We start from the raw sequence: 20,468 nt of genomic DNA, 5'->3' as shown, positions 1-20,468 counted from the left end.
TTGCCGTGCGACTTCGGAAAATAGGGCTTCAAACGCGCCATCTGCGCGTCGCTCAACCAGAAAAGATCAGACATATCACCGCTCAGTTTTCCGGCGGTGAATCATGATGCTCGCCTGAAATCAATGGGTCCAGACCCTAGCTTTGCCTGTTCGAGCAGTAGTGCTGAAGGTTTCCAGTGCGGGCCAATCTCGCTGTGATATTTGACCACCGCGGCGGCTACATGTGCCAGCCCGGTTTCCTCAGCAAAGAACATGGGCCCCCCACGGGTTTTCGGAAACCCGTACCCGTTAACGAAAATCACATCGAGGTCGCCGGTACGCTGCGCGATGCCTTCTTCGACAATCTGAAAACCGGTATTCACGAGCTGCCATAAGCAACGGTGGAGTATTTCCTCGTCTGACACGACGCGCTGTGTAATGCCCTTCTCGCGGGCCACCGCGGCGATCAGCTTTTCGACTTCGGGGTCGGGAACGCCGCGGCGTGCGCCTTCGGGATACTGGTACCAACCCGCACCAGACTTCTGACCGAGGCGACCTGCCTCAGCCAATCTGTCGGCGGTCGTAAACGGATACGGAGATTGCGCCCCGCGGGCTTGGCGAATGCGGTAGCCTACGTCTAGTCCAGCAAGGTCCATCACGGACAACGGACCCATCGCGAACCCCCAATCAGTTAGCACTTTATCGACCTGCCAGGGCAGCGCGCCTTCTTCGACCAGAATTTGTGCTTCGCGGTTGAAGTTGATGAACATGCGATTGCCCGCGAACCCGTCACACACGCCGACCAATACCGGAACCTTGCCCAACTTTTGTCCGATAAACATCGAGGTGGCGATCACGTCCTTGGCAGTATCATCGGCACGGACGACCTCTAGTAACTTCATGATATGAGCGGGGCTGAAAAAATGCAGCCCTATGACATCCTGCGGACGGGCAGTTGCATTGGCAATCTTGTTGACGTCGAGCGTTGAGGTGTTCGTGGCCAGAATGGCACCGCGTTTGCAGACCGCATCAAGTTTGGCAAAGACATCGCGCTTCACATCCAACGCCTCGAACACGGCCTCTACAACGATATCTGCCGAACCAAGGTCATCAAAGGAAACCGATCCTCTGATTAGGTCAATGCGCGCGGCCGCTTGGTCATCGGTGATCCTGCCTTTGTCACGCGCTGTTTCATAAGATTTCCGAATACCGGCCAGCCCGGCTTCGATACGCTCCTGTTCTTGTTCAATGATCATCACGGGAATGCCCGCGTCAGCAAAGCACATCGCAATCCCGGCACCCATCGTACCGACACCTATGACACCGGCGCTCTTAATCGGGCGCAAAGGCGTGTCCGAAGGCACATCAGCTACTTTGCGTGCAGAACGTTCCGCAAAGAAAATATGCCGCTGGGCTCTCGCCTGAGATGATACATTGAGCCGCGCAAATGTCTCGCGTTCCCACTCAAGGGCTTCATCAATCGGCGTTGAATAGGATTTCTCGACCGCTTCTACCGCTGTGGTTGCCGCAAGCGCACCACGGGCGCGACGCAGGAATTGTGCAGCAACCTGTTTCAGCGCATCCGGCGTGCCGGAAACGGATTTGTCGCGGACAAGGTTTCGCGCAAGACCTTTGGTCACACGGGTCTGGACCGCCATTAGCGCCTCTTCGAAATCGGCAGAGATCGCTTCTGCAAGACCGTCTCTCAGCGCCACTTCGGCACTAAAAGGTTTGCCGGACAGGATGATTTCGAGCGCTCTGGGGCCGCCGATAAGCCGCGGCAGCTTTTGTGTTCCGCCCGCCCCGGGAATGTTACCAATATTTATTTCCGGAAAGGCCAGTCGGGCGCCCGATATGGGGTAGATATAGTCGCACCCAAGAGAAATCTCTAATCCACCGCCGTATGCAATGCCGTTAATAATCGCCACGACAGGCTTGGACCCGTTCTCTAGTTGAGCAATGAGATCGGAAAGGTAGGGCTTCTTGCGACCTGAATTGAACTCGGTGATGTCCGCACCTGCAGAAAAGAACTTTCCTCGCCCTGTCAGAACCGTTGCGGCTACATCTGGATTGGCTTCAAAGGCGCTATGAGCTTCGGAAATTGCGTGGCGCAATTTATATCCCAAGGCATTTACGGGGTCATGGGTCATGCGGATGACACCGATTGATCCGCGTATTTCGGTTTCGATATAGGTTTGCATGAGTGTTCCTGTTCCTAGTTCAAAGCGCGGCATCAGAACCAAGGATGGCGGTTGCCTGATGCGAAAGCGTGATGCCGTTGCCGTGACAGAGGACAGCATCCACGGCGAGTACTTGCCGGTCACCCGCATCGCCCCGATGCTGTCGAGCGGCCTCAATTAAGGTGAAGACACCATACATGCCTAGATGGCAGAACGAGAGGCCACTACCGTTGGTATTGACCGGCAAACCACCACCCGGTGCGATGTGCCCTCCACTAAAAAAGGCACCACCTTCACCTTTTTGATAAGAGCCGAGGTCTTCGAGGAAAAGGATCACATTGATTGTAAAGGCATCATAGAGTTGCAGGATGTCTATGTCACTTGGGGTGAGGTCGGCCATTTCAAAGGCGCGTGCACCGGATTCTCGCGCCGGTATGGTGGCGATGCTTGGCATCTCGGACTCTGCACGGGCGTAGGCCGCTGTGCCGCCGCCAAAGAAAAAGGCTCGTCGTTCCTGCAGCTCCCGCGCCCGGTCTGCAAGGGTCGTGACCACGGCTTCTCCGCGATCGGCGCAGACTTGTAGCCACAAACGTCCATCTGCAACCTTTTGCTGAAAGGCAGGACTCGGGCGGACCGGTGGTAATCTAGACATCTATCCTCACGCACGATCGTGTTCTTCAAACCTGCAGCGGTCCGTCACTAGAATCGAAGTCCAATTGATGTTTGCTATGCGAACAATAGTTTCATATTACGGCTAGCACTCGACCATTGAGATGGCAACGAGGATTCTGGACACGAGATACGCACGGCTTGTTTGACGCCGAGTTCTTAACTAACGCTACGAGAACACAAGCAGAGAGCGGCATATGGCGGAAAACGGAACGGACCCAAAAGCGGATCGGCAGTTTGTTACGTCTTTGGAGCGGGGGTTGCGGTTGATTTCTGCCTTCCGTCCGGATGACCGGATGCTCAGTAATCAGGAACTGGCCGACCGCACCGGTTTGCCGCGTCCGACTGTGGTCCGGTTTACCCACACACTTCGTCGGCTCAAATATCTTGCCCTGCATTCAGAGGGGGGGCGCTACAGCCTTACACCGCGTGTGCTGGAGCTTAGCAGAGGCGCTTTTATCGCGTCTGCTATTCAAGATGTCGCGCGCCCGATCATGACCACTTTGTCTGAAGCCGGCCCTATTTCCGTGGCTCTTGGCGTCCCAGTAGATCAAGGCATCCGCTATATAGAGCTGGCCAGACGGCCTGAGGCAATCGTTCTAAACTTGAACGTCGGTGCCGTCATCCCAATCCTGACCACCGCGATTGGCCGCGCGTATCTTGCAAGCATGAACCCTTCGGAACGCAACGAAGCGCTGTCGATGCTCGAGCGGAAAGAGCCCTCGACGTTTTCCGCGCAGATCAAGGAGATCGAAACGGAAATCGGGAGATATCCGGCACAGTGTTATGCCAGTTCCTTCGGATCATGGTGGCCCGAGCTTAGCGCTATAGGTACGCACATACGTGTTGTGGAAGATGGCGACCCTTTACTTCTGTCGGTGTCGGGCCTGTCATCCATCGTTACCCGTGAAAGCGTGGCGGAGGAATACGCCTCTGCGCTCCTGAACGCCGCGCAAGCTATCCGGAGTCAAATCAGGCGGGCGCTTGCGCCATAGCATCATTGTGGCGACTCCTAGACTAGCACTTTCATGTTCGCATAGCGAACGCACATTTTAAAAAATGTTGACCTAGAGGACGCATTGGCCAATAACACGCCATAAGAATTTGGCTTGGAGGTGGCTTTGATGGCTGATCGGGAACTGTCTGTAGGTGGTGACTCGCAACTGGATGTGACAGGTTACGAAAGTGGCCGCGAATTTATGGACCGCTTAACCGGTCTGTTGGCGCCAAAGAGCGTTGCAGTCATCGGTGCCAGTGCGAATGAACAAGGCTGGAGCGGCGGAGCGATCCCGATTTTGCGGCGTCTTGGTTACACAGGCAAGATCTATCCGGTGAACCCCAAGTACGACGAACTGAACGGGATGACCTGTTATCCCTCCGTCACGGCGATCCCTGATACCGTCGATTCGGCGCTTATGTTCGTACCTCAGAAACTGCTTCCATCACTCTTGGAAGAATGCGGGCAAAAGGGCGTGCGCGGGGCAGTCATCCTTGCCTCGGGCTTTTCCGAAACAGGGGAAGAAGGGCGGGCGCTGGAAGAAACGCTGCGCGAGGTCGCCAACCGGAACCGCATAGCGATTTGTGGTCCTAACTGCTTGGGGCTGGCAAACCTGAATAACGGTTTTATGGGACTTACAGCTGCGACGTTCCCCGAAGACATGTCAGCAGGGCACACTGCATTAGTTTCTCAAAGTGGACAGCTCTTGATGGTGCTCTTGTCGCGGGCGCATGACCAAGGGGTTCATATGCGCTATGTGGTTTCAACCGGCAACGAGTTAAACGTCGAAGCGGCTGACTACGCCCGTTGGGCGCTCGAGGATCCCGAAATCAGGTCTGTATGCATGGCGTTAGAGGGGCTGCGAACCCCCGACCGGTTCCTTGAGTTGACTGAACAGGCGCAGAAGCTTGAGAAGCCACTTATTGTTCTAAAGCTCGGACGAAGCCAGCGGGCCGCGCGTACAGCGTTGGCTCATACTGGTAAAATGGCTGGTGCATTTCGCACCTATGAGGCGGTGTTCAGACAACGCAACGTCGTGTCTGTAGACGATCCGCTCGAACTGGCCGAGGTTGCAGCCCTTTTTGAAAAATGTCCTGTATCACGCGGAGATAGGGTATCGGTTGTCACGTTCTCCGGAGGCTGGAGCGGCGTCATGGCTGACCAGTGTGAGGCGATTGGCCTTCCTATGGCTGACTTCACTGAAGAGACGGTGGAGAATTTGCGTCCACTTCTGGACTTTACGCCACCGGTCAATCCGCTAGATCTGTCCGGCAACGTAAACAATCACCCAGAGCGTTGGGGCGCAAGTCTTGATGTTGTGCTCGCCGATGACAACACCGACATTATGGTCGTATTTATCCACCAAGTACGTGAGGCATGGCGTGGACGGTTGATCCAGCCGGTGCTTGATCTCGTGAAGACAGCTGATAAGCCGATCATCATCGTCTATGATGGTGGTAAGGTCGTTGAGGCCGGATGGGATTTGCTTGCGGCAGACAAAAGCCTGCCGATCTATCGCGGCACACAACCAATGCTAAAAGCGTTGAAGAAGTTTGTCGACTTCCACAGCCGGAAGGCGCAATTGCGCACGGCCCCGAATCCACCTGTGCCTAACGCCAACGGAGCAAGAGTGGCTCGCGATCTATTGGTGCAAAGCGCGCGAAGTCTTTCAGAAGACGCTGCCAAAGCGGCGCTGGATGCCTATGGGTTGCCTGTGGTCAGCGAAATGCTTGTTCATAGCGAGGATGAAGCCCTTCGTGCTGCCGATGAAATTGGTTTTCCAGTCGTTATGAAAGGGTTGGCAGAAGGGATGGAGCACAAGTCCGAAGCTGGCCTTGTGAAGTTGAGCCTGTCGGATGAGGCGGCGGTGCGGACGGCCTTCCATGATCTTCGCTCCAAGCTAGATGGACAAACGCTGAATGGCGCCTCGGCGCCATGTCTGGTGCAGAAGATGGTCAAGGGGGGCGTGGAGGTCATCCTTGGCATGCAGAACGACCCGGATTTCGGCCCGATGATCCTTTTGGGGGTGGGCGGCGTGATGACCGAGTTACTTAACGACGTGGCGCTGCGGCGCGCTCCATTGGACCGGATTGACATAGCCGAGATGATAGATGAAACCCGTTTGTGCCAGCTTCTGGATGGTTTCCGTGGTGACCCATGCGCTGATCGCAACGCGCTTGAAAAGGCGGTAATGAAGTTTTCCGATTTCGCGGTGGCACATCAAGATCAGATCGAAAGCGTCGACATTAACCCGCTGCTTGTATTGCCGGATGGCGAGGGTTGCGTTGCGGTCGACGCGCTGATTGTCAAGGCCGGTACGGACCTATGACGGACCTGTTAAACAGCCCAGAAGACCATGCATTTCGTAGAGAATTACGTACCTTCGTTTCCGAAAACCTTGATGCGGAAACGCGGCGCAAGGTGTCACGCGGCGCCCCTCTGGACCGAAAAGATTTCGAGCAGTGGCAGTCCAGTCTGCACAAAGTTGGCTGGGTCGCGCCAGCCTGGCCGGTCGAACATGGCGGACCAGGATGGAATACACGCCAGCGGATGATCGCAGATGAAGAGTTTTTCCGGCTCCATACGCCGCCTTTGCCGGGGTTCGGTCTTAAAATGATCGGCCCAATCCTCATGCGTTTCGGCACCAAGGCGCAGCAGGAACGCTTTCTACCGCGAATCTTGTCCGGAGAGGATTGGTGGTGTCAGGGCTTTTCAGAGCCGGGGGCCGGATCGGATCTTGCATCGCTGCGCATGAAGGCGATCAGAACAGAAGGTGGTTGGATACTGTCGGGCTCCAAGACTTGGACGACCTACGCACAATACGCCAACTGGATTTTCTGTTTGGTGCGCACGGACCCTGAGGTGAAAAAACAGGAGGGCATATCAATGATGCTTGTTGATATGTCATCAGAAAATGTCACCCGACGTCCGATTCGACTTATGGACGGGACCGAAGAGGTCAACGAGATATTTGTTAATGACGTGTTTGTTCCAGATGAAATGGTCGTTGGAGAAATCAACAAAGGCTGGACCTACGCGAAGGCACTGCTGGAGCATGAACGCTTTGGGATCGGCGGGATCGGGCGGTCAAAACATCTGCTGCAAAGAGTCCGCGAAATGGCTGTTGCTGCAGGACGTGAGAATGACACCGAAGTTGCGAATGCCCTTGATGCGCTGGAAATTGACATAATCGCAGTCGAGGCGACAACGCTACGGTTTATGGCAGCGGTCGACGCGGGTGAAAAAATTGGGGCCGAGACGTCTTTGTTGAAGGTGCGCGGCACCGAAATTCAACAAGCCCTAACCGAGGTGATGTTGGACATCGCCGGTCCGGCTGCATTGCGCAAACGTGGCGGACAATGTGTCGAAGATACTTTCGAGAACGTGACTTACCAGTTCCTGAACTGGCGAAAACTGTCGATTTACGGGGGAAGCAATGAAATTCAGCGTGGCATCCTTGCGAGCCAGGTTCTGGGACTTTGAGGAGTAAACCATGATTCAATTCGAGCTTCCCGATGAAGAAGCCCTGCTGCTGAAAGAAACAGCAGAAAGGTTTGTGACCGAAAAATACACTTTGCCCCAGCGGGAGAAAATCCTGGAAGGTCCAATTGATGCAAAGCCTGCTTGCTGGGCGGAAATGGCTGAATTGGGCTGGCTTGCGGCGCCGTTACCGGAAAACGTAGGCGGGCTTGGCCTCAAGGTGGGACAGATTACGCCCTTTCTTGGAAAGCTGGGCGCTGGAATGATTCTTGAGCCGGTTGTAGAGGTCACAATGCATTGTGCGCCAACCATCGCCCGCGCATTGGCAGCAGATCGTGCAGTCGGGGCGCTGGAAGCCATTCTCAGTGGAGATAGGCTTGAGGTGACTGTGACGGGATCGCCCATTTCGGCGACTTTGTCCGGGGACAGCTTTGTTCTAGACGGATGCGCGGAACTGGTGCTCGGAGGGGCGTTCGCAGATGCGTTCTGGGTTGTCGCACGCTCCGGCAGCGACAGTTTGCTGGTGCGCGTCACCCGTGATCAGGTGCAGATTGAACCGTTTCGTCTGCTGGATGGTCAAGCGGCAGGACGCATAACTTTTGACGACGTCACGTGTGCCAAGTCAGAAGTAATTCTGGCCTGCGCAGATGCTGTTGCCTATGGCGACGACATGTCTATGGTCGGTCAAATTGCGGAAATGACCGGTCTTATTGAAGCCCTTTATCGCGACACTCTTGATTATGTGAAGCTTCGTGAGCAGTTTGGCCGCCCCATAGGCCGGTTTCAGGCGGTGCAACATCGAATGGCTGACATTTTTATCAAACACGAAGAGGCACAGTCGATGGTCCAACTGGCCGCGGCGGCGATGGACGCCATGGATGGTGCATACCGGCGGCATCTCGTGTTGGCTGCACGGATCAAAGTTGCTGAAAATGCGCGTGCTGTGTTGCGTGACGCGGTGCAATTGCATGGCGGTATGGGCGTGACGGATGAGCTGCGGGTCGGCCAAAGGGTGAAACGTCTTTTGGTGTTGACCCAGATCGGTGGAAATCGAAGTGACCACTTGAAGCGGTTCCGATCTGCTGCCTGACTAGTCGGGGACGGGAGAGGGCGTAAGCCGGAATTTAGTCCCGGCCTCGGCTCTTTGAGTCAAAGGGTCATTCCGCCATCAACGACAAGAACATGGCCCGTTACCATGCTTGCACCGGCACACAGGAAAAGGGCGGTCTCGGCGATGTCTTCGGGGGAAGACCGGCGCTTGAGTACGGCCTGATCACGGGCCCATTGTTTGCGTTCTTCTGGCCAGTCTTCTGTCCAGGGTGTCTTGGTCTGGCCAGGCGCGATTGCATTTACCCGCACCTCAGGCGCGAGACCACGCGCGAGACTGCGGGTCAGACTTACGAGACCCGATTTGCTGGCCGCGTAGGCGATTGAACTACCCTGTTCGCCAATTCCGGCAATCGAGGCCATGTTGACGATCGCCCCCCGGCTTTCTTTCAACGCACTTGCTGCCGCATGAGCGCAGCGAAACGGTCCAATAAGGTTGGTCCCCAGCAGAAGCTGCCAGAAATCTTCGGTCATCTGGACAAGGTCGGACGGTGGGATTTTGTCTCTTGTTCCGGACGTGCCCGCGTTGTTCACAAGGTAATCGATGCCACTCATTTGGGCAATTGCGGTTTCAACCATCTTTTCGGCGGAGCCAGGGATGGAGATGTTCCCCGGCGTGGCAATCACGTCAAGGCCCTGTTCGGATAGCTCCGCTACTTTGGCGGCACCGGCAGGGTCATCTTCGAGGTGGTTGATTGCAACCTTTGCGCCCATGCGGGCCAGCATCGTGACGATGGCAAGCCCGATGCCCGAAGCACCCCCCGTGACCAAAGCCCGCTTGCCGGCTAGATCAGCCGTAATCATTATTCGTCTCCTTCGAATGAGTTGAGAAAAGCCTTGAACTGCAGGAGCCGCAAATCACGGTTTTGGAACAGCGTCTCGGCTGGTGTGTCGCCATAATCGTAGAATCCGGAACCGGAATTTACACCGTTGCGGCCGGCTTCGATGAGGCGGTCAAGCGCAGGGGTCGCACCCGTGTTTTCAGGTGGCTGATAGGTTTGCCCTGCAATGCCGTTTCGGACCATCGCCAAGCCGGTGTAATCCATTTTGCACATGTGCCCGAGAACTGCCAGCCGTTCGACCAGTCCATAACGTATGGAATAGTCTATATCCTCTGCCTTTACCCAGCCCTCATCGATCATACGCAAACACTCAAGGTTCAGCGCAGCTTGTAACCGGTTGGCGACATAGCCCGGAACGAGACGGTCAAAAACCAACGGAGCTTTGCCAAATCTCTCATAAAGGGATTTCAGACCGGGGATGATTTCTGGGTGCGTTTGTGGGCCGGGAGACAGGTCAACTAGATCAATGATATAGGGAGGTGTGTACCAATGGGCGACCGCGGCAGTGCTTTGTCGTGCGTCGGGCACCAGCGGGAAGATGTCCAGATAGGATGTGTTGCTTGCAATAATTGTTTGGGCCGGAGCGTAGCGGTCGATTTCTTCGAAAACTGCACGTTTTATATCTGGTTTTTCAACCACGGCCTCAACGACAAGATCTCCGTCTTCTACTGCATATTGCAGGCTTTCAACGATTACGATGTGATCCTGTGCGTCGATTGCTTCGTCATCGGTGATGGTTCCAGCTTCGACAAGGGTTTTGCATGCAGCAGCGATAAGGTCCACCGCGTTGGCAAGCACAACCGGATCGCGATCGTAAAGGGTGGTATCGCATCCGCCCAATCCGTGGACTAATGCCAAAGCATGGCCCATTGTACCGGCGCCGATCACAGCAACATTCTGGATTTCTAAGGTCATTGGGGTTTCCTGGAATACGGTTGGATTCAGGCGGTTTCACGTCGGATGAGTTGGACACCAAGATCGATGTTGATGCCGTCCGCGTCCGGTTCTGCAAAACGGTGCAATATTTGTTCAACGACTTTGTCGGCAATTTCGCGTCGTGGCGGGCGTATTGTACTAAGCGGTGGATTGGTGAATGGCCCAATATCCAGATCGCCGTAGCCAAGAATTTTGAGATCGTCAGGGATAGCTAATCCCATCCGGCTGGCTTCGAACATTGCGCCCAGTGCCAGCATATCACCAGAAAACGCGATGGCTTGGGTTTCGGGTTGTTCTGCAAGCACTTGCCTCAACGCGTTACCCCCTTCGCCAAGGTCGCGACTGTCCGCAGATAGTAGGTTGGGCGATATTCCTGTCAGCTGCTGGAATCTATCTTGAAAACCGTCCGCTCGTGCTCGCGCCCGACCGTCCTTGCCCAGGATTGCGCCAATAAAGGCCGCTGACCTGCACCCGGTGTCCACGAAATGCTGGGCTGCAATATGACCGGCAGTGGCGTTAGAGAAACCGATGCCAATATCTATGGGCCGCTCACCGTAGTCCCACATCTCAACGACCGGACTTGTCGCTTTGGACAGAATGCCTAACGTACCCCGCGTGTGCTCTCGTCCGGTGATAACAAGCGCCGCCGGATTCCAGCTGGAAAAAGCCGTGACAATCGCCTCCTCACGATCAACGTCATAATCATGCTGGCCGATCATAAGCTGATACCCTTCGGGCTCCAGCAGAGCTGTCATGCGTTCAAGTGTGGCCGCGAAGAACGAGTTGGTCAGGCTGGGGACAATCACTCCGATCAAGGGGGCGCGCGCACCGGCGAGGCTGCCGGCGATGCGGTTGGGCGCGTAACCCAGTCGCTGTGCCGCAGACTGGACCCGTTCACGCAGGACATCTGAAACAGAAGCAGGCGCGCGAAGAGCCCGGGAGACAGTCGCCGGGGAGACACCAGCAATCCGCGCCACATCCTCCATGCGGACGCGCTGCGGGGCTGGTTTGTTCCGATGCGTCACGTGGAAAGCCTTTGAAAATGACCAAGTCCCGCAGAGGATAGGCAGGTTTTACCAATTTGCAAGCGATTTCAAATTTTTGAAGGATTACACATCAAATAGTCTTTTTTCTTGCAAAATTGGCAGTATTTGCAATATGAATGTGATGAAAGCGCTTTCATAATGAAGGGAAACCAGAATGGCAGCTGAAAAGCCAACCCAAATAACCGGTGCGCGATTCATCGCAGAATCTTTTAGTCAGCTTGGTGTCAGCCACGTCTTTTTCATGGATGCAATGTTGAGGCCCACGCTCGTCGAAATGGAAGATTTGGGTATCTCGCGAATCCTGGCTCATTCGGAAAAGTCCGCGGCTTATATGGCCGATGGTTACGCGAGAGTAGGCGGGCGTGTTGGGGTCTGCATGGCGCAATCGGTAGGAGCCGCAAATCTGGCAGCTGGTTTGCAGGACGCGTATCTTCATCGTGCGCCAGTTGTGGCGTTGACCGGACGCAAGGAGCCGATGCTTCGCTATCGCAACGCGTATCAGGAAGTGCCGCATACACCGCTATTCGCCTCCGTCACGAAGGCGTCAATGGACATAAGCGAAGCGCGGGAAATACAGCATCTACTCCCGCAAGCGTTCCGCGAAGCTGCGGATGGTTCGCCGCGTCCTGTGCACCTTGATGTCAACGGTCTTGGAGGAGAAATCATAGAAGGCGGCGCCATTGAAAATGCAGTTTTGCCGCCAGCTGAACTCGGGCAATTACCCAAACATCGGCCTCAAGCCTCTGCGGAAGCAGTGCAGGCAGCAGCGCTGACATTGTCCAAGGCAGAACGGCCTGTTTTCGTGGTCGGCGCCGGTGCGATCCAAGCAGAAGCACACGCCGAACTGGCGGCCTTGGCAGAGAAGCTCAACATCCCCGTGGCTACCTCATTGGGTGGGCGCACAATTATTCCAACAACCCACCGTCTACATATAGGGACGGTAGGCACCTATTCCGCACCTCCGGCCAACGCGCTTGTCTCCGAGGCGGACCTTGTGATCTACGTGGGTTGTCACGCGGGGGACCAGCCGACCAACAACTACACGGTCCCTGCACAAGGGACGCCAATCATACAACTTGATCTCGACGGGCAGGAGATCGGGCGGAATTACCCGAATGTGACGCCGGTCTGGGGGTGCCCGAAACGAGCATTGGCAGATCTGGTGAAAAGGGTCGAGGCGCATAATGAGTGGGTCGACTGGGCAGACTATGTCGGAAAGACCGTGTCGGCTTGGCGCGACGAAATGGAACCGCTTTGTCAGCCCGGCGATGGCACGATCCGTGTCGAGCATCTATGCCGCGAAATTTCAGAGGCTCTTCCGGAAAACGGCGTTCTGGTCGCGGATACCGGATATTCCGGGATTTGGTCCGCGACTATGATTGACCTGCCTCATGCAGGCCAAAGTTATCTGAGGGCTGCTGGGTCTTTGGGTTGGGCGTTTCCGGCATCATTGGGTGCGCAGTGCGGAGCGCCTGACCGTCCTGTAGTTTGCTTTTCTGGTGACGGGGCATTCTATTATCACCTGACAGAGCTGGAAACGCAGAAGCGCTGGAATATTCCGGTGGTTACAGTAATCAACAACAATTCGGGGTTCGGGCAGGGCACGCCGAAGGTGGCATCGTTCTATGACGGTCGTGACGGTGGTAATCCGGACGAAATCAACCGCTTTGGGCCCACTGATTTTGCCGCAGTCGCACGCACCATGGGTGTGGAAGGGGTCCGGATTGAAGATCCTGCCGATCTCGGCCCGGCGCTGCGCAAAGCCATTGCTGCACGCAAGCCGGTGTTGATCGACGTTGTAACTGACATCTACCCGCGTGCACCTGAGGCTTGGTCGCCGCCTGTCGAATAAGAAAAAAACGACCAGCAGACACGATCGCCTGAAAGCGCATTTGCCGGATGAGTCTACCTCATCCGGCTTTTTTGTTGGCAGCGTGCCGTTAGGCACGTCTTCACCCAGCCGCAAGAAAGCCACTTGAATCAAAAATGAAATAGTGTTTTAAAAGTGAAACGCGGTGGATTTCCTGCCAGAGTTTGCAGCGCGAGACCGTAAACTGAGATGAAAAGCTAAAGTGTGAAGTGTCAGTGTGAACTGGCCTGCACCGTTCCTGCCTTTGATGACGAAAGACCCCGATGGCGGACTCGAGAGAGAAAATATTTATTACCGGTGCTACAGGCTTTCTCGGATCTTGGATCGTCGCCGGTCTTGTGGATCAAGGTCACCAAGTGGTGGCCACAGACATAAGCACTGACCATCGGCGTCTTAAGCTGATAAAGCCGGATTTGCCGGCCGATCTGGTTGATTTCCGGACCTGTGACGTGACGGAGCCGGCAGCCCTTGAAGGGCTGATCTCGGAGACGCAACCGACGGGCATTGTTCACCTCGCCGCGCTGCAGATCCCCCAGTGCCGGAGCATGCCCGCACTTGGGGCGGCCATTAACATTGGCGGGCATATCAATGTCCTCGAGGCGGCCCGAAAATTCGATATTGAGCGCGTCCTCTATACCAGCTCGATCGCAGCCAAGCCGCGCGGCGCTGCGAACGGGCCCTCCAATCTCTACGGCGTTTTCAAGAAAGCCGATGAAGATATTGCTCGGATTTACTGGGAAGATCACAAATTGCCAAGTCTGGGCCTGCGTCCCTATGTGGTCTACGGCGTTGGCCGCGACGACGGTGAAACATCGGCGATTACCCGTGCGATCGAGGCTGCGGCTTTGGGCGAGACGTACGAGATCCCCTTTTCTACAAGCAGCTGTTTTCAATATGCAGCTAACGTAGCTGATGTGTTCGTCCGTGCTGCATCATCGACGTGGAACGGAGCGCTCCTGTCTGACATTACGGACATAACCCACTCGACGCTTGAAGTGATAAACGCAATCAAAGAATTTGTTCCGAATGCGCAACTTAGCTGTGCAGAGACCGTGCGCGTGTCGCCTAGCGATGGCTTTGATACATCGGCACTCAAATCAGTTATCGGCGAGTTTTCCGAGTATCCACTTTCCCAAGGAATTGCGGAAACTATTCAGCTTTATCGCGAAATTGCGGCGCGTTCGTGATGCAACAAACGGGATGTCCGTGAACGATGTACCCTAGCCCGTCGAGGGTTGTTTTGTAAGTGGCTTGTCGATAAATCTATAGCACTGAATTTCCCCCGAACAGAACTTGATGGGACGCTAGATTGGTCAAACGAAAAGAAGCTCCCCCTGCTGAAAGCGGACTAAAGGATTACAGGATAAATTCCGGCCTTTCGCGGGGACTGGCGGTTTTGAAGGTGTTCGGGCCTGACAATCGACCCATTAGCAATGCGGAAATCGCTTCCCGGTTGAGCTTGTCCAAGGCCACAGTTTCGCGGCTGACGTTCACGCTGTTAGAACTTGGATATCTGGTGCATGACGAGGCGTCGGGGCGATATGCTCTCGGCCCAGCCGTATTGACGCTTGGCTATGATGTGCTTGCGCAAATGGAGATCCGCGATATTGCGCGACCGTATATGCAGGAACTGGCCGAGTATGCTGATGCGAGCGTTTACCTGGGGTGCGCGAATGGCAACGAGGTTATCTACGTTGATGCGTGTCGTACCCCTGCGTCAATGGCCATTCGACTTGGTGTTGGGTCGCGTATCCCAATGGCCAGTACGGGTATGGGGCGGGCAATATTGGCTGCATTGCCAGCAGTCGAACGCGAAGCCAAATTGGCCGAAATTGCAAAAGAATATGGTGACGACTGGTCCCGCGTCGAGGCATCCACGCGAGAGGCGATTAAATTCGCACATGAGCATGGCTACGCCTTGAGTGATGGCGACTGGATCGCCGAAGCCAACTCCGCAGGGGCCGCTGTGTGTCGTGAGGACGGCTATCCGGTTTATGCGATAAACGTTGGTGGGTTGCGATCAATCGTCACCACAGAAAGGCTTAAGACTGATCTGGCCCCTCGACTGTTGAAAGTGAGCCAACAGATTGCGAAGGTTGCGCGCGGGATGCTTTGAGCAACTGAGCTTCGCCGTTTATCGAGCTATTGGCCTCTCTTCGACGTCTTCATTTGCTCAAGAATAGCCGCGACAGCGAAATAAATCAGCGTTGGCTTAACTCCTTTGGTCCACCCAAAGCAGGGGGCTCTGCGATAGATTAGGACAAACTGCGCGCCTAGGTCGACCGCTGCCACATGGTAAGCGTCATTGCATGACGTTTGCTGGATATCATAGCCATTTCAGCGACCTATCCCGTTGTCTCATGGGCGATGTATGTAGCTGACTGCGTACCCCACAACCAGAGAACCCGTCAATCTTTGCTTCATTTCAAGCAAAATTCCGAAATTGGGTAAAATGACTATTGCAAACTATAATTGCGCATAGCAGAATTAATGGTGAAATTTTCGGCGCTCTTTTGGCGTTGGCATGCTCTTGAGGAGGAGTGCTCTATGAAAACGAACGAAGGTGTAATCGCGACTTTCCTGGAAGCTGGAATCACGCAGGGCTTCTCTTTGCCAGGGCTTGGTATCACATGGTCACTTCCGGCATTCCACGATCGTCGGGACGAATTCGACCTTGTACTCGCTCGCTCCGAGCAATCCGCTTCAGTCATGGCGCAAGTGGCAGGCAAGCTTACCGGCAAGCCCGGACTTTTGATGGCTCAGGGACCGTTTGCGACCTCCACAGGGGCATTCGGTATTCTGGAGGCCTACTTCTCCTCTTCACCAATGGTCATCATGACTGACACCTCCTGTTATGACGGGTTCGGTCAGCAGGGTGTCTATCAAACAATGACCGGTGACTATGGTGCGGGTGATGCGTTTGCGGTCTTGAAGACCATGACCAAATATGCGACCTATGCAACGACGCCAGCTGAAGCGATCTATGGCACCCAGATGGCGATTAAACATGCGATGACCCCCCGCCAAGGGCCAGCGGCGATGATCATGCGGACCAATATCATCAAGCAAGAAGTCGCAGAAGAACAGCGTGCTAAGCTGTACCCAACCGTAGGGTATCTGCGTCACGCACCGATGGTACCGGATCAGGCGGAGTTGGCAAAGATATCGGTTGCTCTCGCAGAAGCCAAGAACCCCGTTATCATCGCAGGAAACGGGATCTATATGAGCCGTTCGGGCAACAAGCTACAGGAATTCGCGGAACGCGACGGCGTAGCAGTCACATCGAGCTATCACGGCAAGGGCACTATCGATGAAACCTGTGATGTCGCCGTCGGGATGATGGGGAATTGGGCGTCTGCGGCGGCAAACCGCACAGTACAGGGGGCTGATCTGATCCTCGTTCTTGGTTGTTCATTGGGACCGGAATATACCCGTTTTCGGGATGCTAACATGATGCGGCCGGGGGACCAGAAGATCATTCAGGTGGACATCGACCCGCTTCAGGCCGGTTGGGTTCTGCCTGTGGATCAGGCTGTTACCGCTGATGTATCTGATGTGCTCGACTACCTGTTAACCACGGATCGGGCGAATGACCGGCTTGTGGCTGCTCGGAAAGAACGCATTGCGGCAATCAAAAACGAGAATGAATATGGTGTCTTGCCACAATACGAAACGCGCTCCGGTACTTTGCATTATGCCGATATCATGCGGTCTCTCGGAGAATTCCTGAGCGAAGACGATCTTCTGACACTTGATGCCGGAACCAACCGGATCTGGGCGACATCGCGTTTGCCGCTCCGGCATCCGCACCAATTGGTGGCACCCGGTGGTATCGGTGGTATGGGGTGGAGCACACCAGCAGCTACTGGAGCCAAGGTGGTTTGTCCACAAAAGCGGGTAACTGGTTTGATCGGTGACGGCGGGTTTGTGATGACAATGGACGCGATCGCTACCGCAGCAGAGCGCGGGCTTGATGTGGTATATGTCGTTGCCAACAATGCGGGTCTGGGCATGGTCCGCGACAACCTTGGAAATCAGGCGATTGGTGTCGATTTTGCGGACCATGACTTCACGAAGGTCGCCGAGGGTCTGGGCGGATCTGGTGTCACAGTGACCGAGGCCGACCAGATGGGCGATGCGTTGCGAGAGGCGCATAGCCGGGGTGGTCCCGTTGTGATTGACGTTAAGGTCGATCCCACAGCAAGCCACCGCGATTGTTCGGACTATGCTGACCTGCCGGAAGGGGACATGATCAAGTGAACCGCGCCGGTTTAGCGATGACTCAGCTTTGTAGTTGGGCTAAACCAGCGTCATGACCGAAACCCCTCCAGAACAGGCGCCAAAACGGCGACGGGGCCGGCCGCGTCAAGACATAGGTGCGGCCGCCCTTAACCAAGACAGGCCCTTCGTCAGTTCTTTGGCGCGGGGAATGTCCATTCTACGCGCGTTTCAGGCAGAAGACCGCGTTCTAGGCACCCAAGCGTTGGCAGATCGCACAGGCCTTCACAAAACGACAGTGTCACGCTTGGTCGGAACGCTCACGCAGTTGGGTTATCTGCGTTATATGCCCGAGTATGGCAAATATGCGGTTTCCAATCAGGTGCTAACGCTTGGCTACGCCGTGATGGGCCGATTTGGATTTGGCGAAATGGTGCGCAACCGGATGGAAGACATCGCCCAGCAAGGCGAATGTGTGGTCGCCCTCAGCGTTCGGGACCGTCTGGACATGATGTTCGTCGAACTTATCCGCCAGCCCACAGCGAACTCCTTGTCCTTGAATGTTGGGTCACGCATCCCAATGGCAGAGTCGGCGCCGGGGCGTGCATTTCTTTTCGCTGCCGATGATGCTGAGCGGGAAAAGTTGATGGAAGAGCTTGCGGACTTCCACGGCAACGACTGGGAGAACACAAAGAAGGTGGAGCTTCAGTCCGCACTTGATCGAATGAGACGACAAGGCCATTCTGACTCGTTCGGCGAATGGCGTGGCGAACACAACGCAATTGGGATCCCTTTGCATGACCCGTTCACCGGGGATATTTACACTTTGAGCGTAGGCGGCAATGCGCACAACTTGTCTCCTGAAAGATTGCGTCTCGAGTATTTACCGAAGCTCTTTAGCGCAGCGCAGGAAATTGGGTCGTTGGGCGGCGGGTCGTTCTAGGTTGCGTGCTGTCGCATCCCGCATCGAGATTAAACTGATTTAACAACGCGTCAGCGTGAAGCCTATTGCGCCTCAGCATTTGGGGAAACTTGTACTAATTTAATATTGTGGAATTTAGTTCCGATAAGTATGATCTTTTCAGATTGCTAAGCACAGTCTTTATCTTTCAGGAGGATTTAAATTATGTCCGGATTGCAGGACAAAACTGCACTCGTTTCCGGTGCGGCTGATGGTTTGGGTGCAGCAATTGCTGACAATCTTGCTGCCAGTGGCGCCCGGGTAGTGGTGCTCGATCGAAGCGCTGATGCGATTGCGCAGGCAAGTAAGAATAGCGAAAACAAGGGGCTTCACTTCGAGCAGGTAGACCTGACGGATGCGGAAGACATTGCCGTCACAATGAACCGGCTCAGCACAGCTGGTTTTGCATTCGACATATTGGTGAACAACGCAGGTGGTTCGCTGCACACGCCGCGCGCTTTTGTCGAAGAAACCGACGAGGATTGGGCGCGGGTCATGGACCTGAATGTTACCGCTGCGGTTCGGCTGACCCGCGCGGTTGTGCCCGGGATGGTGGACCGCGCCTATGGTCGTATCATCAATCTGGGATCAAAGGCAGGTCGCTACGGCAGCCTGTTCACCGGTGCCAATTATGTTGCGGCAAAAGGCGCAGTGCAGTCGATGACCTTGCAGCTTGCTCAGGAATTCGGCCCGCACGGGATCACGTGCAATGCTGTCTGTCCAGGTGCGATTTTGACGCCGCGGGTCGAGCGCCTTTTGAGCGAACGACAAACGCCAGAACAGCGCGCACGGGTGCTCGAAACTATCCCGACACGCCGCCATGGCCGTGTCGAAGACGTGACAGCAGCGGTGGCGTTCTTCGCATCGGAAGAGGCTGGATTTATAACCGGCCAGTTGCTCGATGTGAACGGCGGGCAGGGGATGTCATCGTGAGCTGACGAGAGGGAGCGCTTTGGATTTTGCCAGGTGGGGCTTGTGGCGTTTCGAGTTGGCGCATGAACTGTTTCCGACACCAAAAAAAGTGATGCTCCGCAATCTATTCACTTGGCGAGAATAACTGGAGGATAGAAATGCAGATTGAAATACCGGGGGAGTTGACACATGTCTCAACGGTTCAGACTTGGGAGTGTGATTCAAATGCCCATCTGAATGTGCAGTTCTATCACCAGCGGTTCCGCGAAGCTGGCCATTACTATCGTCGGAAATACGGGCTGGAAGGCGCTTCCATGACCTGCGCGCATACGCGTTTCTATCGGGAATTACATGCTGACCATACTGGCCGGATCCTGACTTTACCCGTCTACGATATCCATGGCGCATATTACCTGATGCATAATTTGACAGTCGATGGGATGACACCGTCCTGCATCTCACTTGACCGGCTTGAGCGCGACGCGGATGAAGTTTTCAGGCAAGCCAAGCATAAAATTGCAAGACCACTGGCGGAGTTCTCCAAGGCCGGGCCGCGTGGGCTGGGCGTCGATCATCGACCGCCCTCAACAAAGGTCGCCGCAATGCTCGCCACTGCCAGCGCCGATATCAGCTGCATGACCCATGTCCTCCAGCATGATTTGGATCACGCTGGTGTCTGGCGCGCTGAACGCTTGATCTCAAGTTTCAGCAACGGCGGGCAATCGGCTTGGGCGTTGGTGGGAGCGACAGAAAACTGGCTGCGCGCACGCAATCTCGGGCGTGTGGTTCTGGAACTGAAGTACAAGCAGATCGCATCGCCGGAACCCGATACAATATTGCGTCAGATTAGCTATCCATTTGCGTTAAAAGGCAAAACATATAGCTTTTGCCATCAAATAGAAGACGCGGTCTCTGGACAGGTCTACGGCTTGGGAGAATTGCTTTCGGCTCTGATGGATTTAACCTCACGCAAGGTTGTTTCCATTCCGGACGAACTTACCCTGCCTAAAGGTGTCGAGTTTTAACCTGAGACGGCCGTTGTTGGGCGTTGTTGCATAGATCGGCGGCGACTTGGAGCGCGTACTGCTGAGACGGATTTCAGGCGGTGCGATCGAGAGTTGGGCCGCCAGGGCAATGTTGCAGGGATCGTACAACCGAGCTACCAACTCCGCTTTCGCTAGCGAGTACCGGCCCCGATGCCCCACAAATTCAATGACACCAATCGGGACAAGTTCGATAAGGCCCGTTATCGGGTCTTGAACACATCTGAA

The 20,468-nt window shown here is 55.2% G+C and carries 16 protein-coding genes; 11 read left to right on the top strand and 5 right to left on the bottom strand.

Features of this window, described 5'->3' with window-relative positions; genetic code table 11:
- Positions 1-101 precede the first annotated feature (101 nt).
- Entirely contained in the window at positions 102-2,180 is a 2,079-nt protein-coding gene (locus ABJO75_RS02740; RefSeq protein ID WP_348127404.1) for a 3-hydroxyacyl-CoA dehydrogenase NAD-binding domain-containing protein, read from the bottom strand.
- Between the two features lie 19 nt (positions 2,181-2,199).
- Entirely contained in the window at positions 2,200-2,811 is a 612-nt protein-coding gene (locus ABJO75_RS02735) for a hypothetical protein (protein ID WP_348127403.1), read from the bottom strand.
- Positions 2,812-3,025: 214 nt separating this feature from the next.
- Between ABJO75_RS02735 and ABJO75_RS02730 the strand changes: the two genes are divergently transcribed.
- From ABJO75_RS02730 to ABJO75_RS02715, 4 genes are all read left to right on the top strand, one after another.
- Positions 3,026-3,823 carry an IclR family transcriptional regulator gene (locus ABJO75_RS02730; protein WP_348127400.1) on the top strand — a complete coding sequence of 266 codons (798 nt, stop codon included), beginning with the start codon at positions 3,026-3,028 and terminating at the stop codon, positions 3,821-3,823.
- A gap of 129 nt (positions 3,824-3,952) precedes the next feature.
- A complete protein-coding gene (locus tag ABJO75_RS02725) occupies positions 3,953-6,154 on the top strand; it encodes an acetate--CoA ligase family protein (protein WP_348127397.1) in 2,202 nt (733 codons plus the stop codon).
- Entirely contained in the window at positions 6,151-7,308 is a 1,158-nt protein-coding gene (locus ABJO75_RS02720) for an acyl-CoA dehydrogenase family protein (protein ID WP_348127396.1), read from the top strand. Before ABJO75_RS02725 ends, ABJO75_RS02720 begins: the two co-directional genes overlap by 4 nt.
- A 10-nt stretch (positions 7,309-7,318) precedes the next feature.
- Positions 7,319-8,395: an acyl-CoA dehydrogenase family protein gene (locus ABJO75_RS02715; RefSeq protein WP_348127393.1), complete on the top strand. Its 1,077-nt coding sequence runs from the start codon at positions 7,319-7,321 to the stop codon at positions 8,393-8,395.
- A 59-nt stretch (positions 8,396-8,454) separates the two neighbouring features.
- Here ABJO75_RS02715 and ABJO75_RS02710 read toward each other — a convergent pair whose 3' ends face one another.
- From ABJO75_RS02710 to ABJO75_RS02700, 3 genes are read right to left on the bottom strand one after another with little or no spacing between them, the layout of a single operon-like run.
- A complete protein-coding gene (locus ABJO75_RS02710) occupies positions 8,455-9,216 on the bottom strand; it encodes an SDR family oxidoreductase (protein ID WP_348127391.1) in 762 nt (253 codons plus the stop codon).
- Positions 9,216-10,169 carry a 3-hydroxyacyl-CoA dehydrogenase family protein gene (locus tag ABJO75_RS02705; RefSeq protein ID WP_348127389.1) on the bottom strand — a complete coding sequence of 318 codons (954 nt, stop codon included), beginning with the start codon at positions 10,167-10,169 and terminating at the stop codon, positions 9,216-9,218. The genes ABJO75_RS02710 and ABJO75_RS02705 overlap by 1 nt, the downstream gene beginning before the upstream one ends.
- A 26-nt stretch (positions 10,170-10,195) precedes the next feature.
- Positions 10,196-11,215: a LacI family DNA-binding transcriptional regulator gene (locus ABJO75_RS02700; protein ID WP_348127386.1), complete on the bottom strand. Its 1,020-nt coding sequence runs from the start codon at positions 11,213-11,215 to the stop codon at positions 10,196-10,198.
- Positions 11,216-11,390: 175 nt separating this feature from the next.
- Here ABJO75_RS02700 and ABJO75_RS02695 point away from each other — a divergent pair, with 175 nt between their 5' ends.
- From ABJO75_RS02695 to ABJO75_RS02665, 7 genes are all read left to right on the top strand, one after another.
- Positions 11,391-13,088, top strand: coding sequence for a thiamine pyrophosphate-binding protein (locus tag ABJO75_RS02695; RefSeq protein ID WP_348127385.1), 1,698 nt, complete (start codon positions 11,391-11,393; stop codon positions 13,086-13,088).
- A 281-nt stretch (positions 13,089-13,369) separates the two neighbouring features.
- Positions 13,370-14,293, top strand: a complete 924-nt coding sequence (locus ABJO75_RS02690) for an NAD(P)-dependent oxidoreductase (protein WP_348127382.1) — start codon at positions 13,370-13,372, stop codon at positions 14,291-14,293.
- 122 nt (positions 14,294-14,415) lie between these two features.
- Positions 14,416-15,222: an IclR family transcriptional regulator gene (locus ABJO75_RS02685; protein ID WP_348127380.1), complete on the top strand. Its 807-nt coding sequence runs from the start codon at positions 14,416-14,418 to the stop codon at positions 15,220-15,222.
- Between the two features lie 431 nt (positions 15,223-15,653).
- The gene (locus tag ABJO75_RS02680) at positions 15,654-17,366 is read left to right on the top strand and encodes a thiamine pyrophosphate-binding protein (protein ID WP_348127377.1); all 1,713 of its coding nucleotides are present in this window, start codon (positions 15,654-15,656) and stop codon (positions 17,364-17,366) included.
- Positions 17,367-17,418: 52 nt separating this feature from the next.
- Entirely contained in the window at positions 17,419-18,267 is an 849-nt protein-coding gene (locus ABJO75_RS02675) for an IclR family transcriptional regulator (RefSeq protein ID WP_348127375.1), read from the top strand.
- 183 nt (positions 18,268-18,450) lie between these two features.
- Entirely contained in the window at positions 18,451-19,218 is a 768-nt protein-coding gene (locus ABJO75_RS02670) for an SDR family NAD(P)-dependent oxidoreductase (RefSeq protein ID WP_348127372.1), read from the top strand.
- 137 nt (positions 19,219-19,355) lie between these two features.
- Positions 19,356-20,222: a hypothetical protein gene (locus ABJO75_RS02665; protein WP_348127370.1), complete on the top strand. Its 867-nt coding sequence runs from the start codon at positions 19,356-19,358 to the stop codon at positions 20,220-20,222.
- Positions 20,223-20,468 lie beyond the last annotated feature (246 nt).

This window comes from Sedimentitalea sp., assembly GCF_039973035.1.
Taxonomy (GTDB): Bacteria; Pseudomonadota; Alphaproteobacteria; order Rhodobacterales; family Rhodobacteraceae; genus Sedimentitalea.
Note: the sequence above shows the minus strand (reverse complement) of the source record. Positions and strands in the feature narration are given on the sequence as shown.

Coding starts and splice junctions, on each gene's coding strand:
- ABJO75_RS02740 (WP_348127404.1), bottom strand. CDS start 2,180: ATGCAAACCTATATCGAAACCGAAATACGCGGATCAATCGGTGTCATC.
- ABJO75_RS02735 (WP_348127403.1), bottom strand. CDS start 2,811: ATGTCTAGATTACCACCGGTCCGCCCGAGTCCTGCCTTTCAGCAAAAG.
- ABJO75_RS02730 (WP_348127400.1), top strand. CDS start 3,026: ATGGCGGAAAACGGAACGGACCCAAAAGCGGATCGGCAGTTTGTTACG.
- ABJO75_RS02725 (WP_348127397.1), top strand. CDS start 3,953: ATGGCTGATCGGGAACTGTCTGTAGGTGGTGACTCGCAACTGGATGTG.
- ABJO75_RS02720 (WP_348127396.1), top strand. CDS start 6,151: ATGACGGACCTGTTAAACAGCCCAGAAGACCATGCATTTCGTAGAGAA.
- ABJO75_RS02715 (WP_348127393.1), top strand. CDS start 7,319: ATGATTCAATTCGAGCTTCCCGATGAAGAAGCCCTGCTGCTGAAAGAA.
- ABJO75_RS02710 (WP_348127391.1), bottom strand. CDS start 9,216: ATGATTACGGCTGATCTAGCCGGCAAGCGGGCTTTGGTCACGGGGGGT.
- ABJO75_RS02705 (WP_348127389.1), bottom strand. CDS start 10,169: ATGACCTTAGAAATCCAGAATGTTGCTGTGATCGGCGCCGGTACAATG.
- ABJO75_RS02695 (WP_348127385.1), top strand. CDS start 11,391: ATGGCAGCTGAAAAGCCAACCCAAATAACCGGTGCGCGATTCATCGCA.
- ABJO75_RS02690 (WP_348127382.1), top strand. CDS start 13,370: ATGGCGGACTCGAGAGAGAAAATATTTATTACCGGTGCTACAGGCTTT.
- ABJO75_RS02680 (WP_348127377.1), top strand. CDS start 15,654: ATGAAAACGAACGAAGGTGTAATCGCGACTTTCCTGGAAGCTGGAATC.
- ABJO75_RS02675 (WP_348127375.1), top strand. CDS start 17,419: ATGACCGAAACCCCTCCAGAACAGGCGCCAAAACGGCGACGGGGCCGG.
- ABJO75_RS02670 (WP_348127372.1), top strand. CDS start 18,451: ATGTCCGGATTGCAGGACAAAACTGCACTCGTTTCCGGTGCGGCTGAT.
- ABJO75_RS02665 (WP_348127370.1), top strand. CDS start 19,356: ATGCAGATTGAAATACCGGGGGAGTTGACACATGTCTCAACGGTTCAG.